The sequence below is a fragment of the Pseudomonas brassicacearum genome (genome assembly GCF_003732265.1).
Classification (GTDB): Bacteria; Pseudomonadota; Gammaproteobacteria; order Pseudomonadales; family Pseudomonadaceae; genus Aquipseudomonas; species Aquipseudomonas brassicacearum_D.
Genome location: NZ_MOBK01000100.1, coordinates 1 through 750 on the forward strand (window position 1 = coordinate 1; position 750 = coordinate 750).

A 750-nucleotide genomic window follows, 5' to 3' on the forward strand; every position below is an offset into this window, starting at 1 on the left:
GAAAACGTTTTCCACTTCGACGTTGACTCGCCCGCCGGCATCGTCGCCAGGGACGATTTTGCGTTTGATCGTTTCAGTTGTGACATCCCAGCGAAACGCCTTGGGCACCGTTTCCCCCGAACCGAAGCTTGTTGCCGGATAGATGTACCAGCCCTCAAGCGCGCCGGATTCCTTACGGTCTTCAACCAATACATCTCCCGTATTGAATGAAAAGCCGTTGGCCGAGCCGGATCGATAATAGCGAGGCGCCTGACTCGAAGAGGCTATCGCCCCATCGGCTTTCACCTGCTTATGTTCGACACGGCTTGTGGTTTTCGACTGCCTTTCACTGACCACGGCTTGCCCTGCATCAACCTTCATCCATGGCGGCGTTTCAGACAGTGTTCCCGCTTCGACGCCGTCATCGCTCAGCTCGGTGTGAGTGATGTAACCGGTGTCGCTAGTCGTGATATGACTGCGAACCCAGACGCCTTGATCACTCAAGGTGAAACCTGTGGCGTGTTTGCGGGCGTAGCGCTTGGATTTGATTTGCGCGAGGAATTTTTCAGTCCAGTCAACGGGGTGATCAGATGCCACAGGGCGTTGCGCCGCGATGGTGTCTGGATGAACCGGATCTTCAACTTTGCTTTGCTGGATTCCTGAGGCGGTTACAACTTCCGGTACAGGTGACTCGGGCACCTTTATCGGCGGCAATGTTTTGCGCAGGACATCCTCATAACCAAGTACAACGCCATCGCTGAAGCTGAACGT

1 pseudogene is annotated in these 750 nt (G+C 54.9%); it reads right to left on the reverse strand.

Annotated elements, in window-relative coordinates:
* Nucleotides 1–750: pseudogene (locus tag BK660_RS30240) on the reverse strand (calcium-binding protein); the annotation flags it as partial.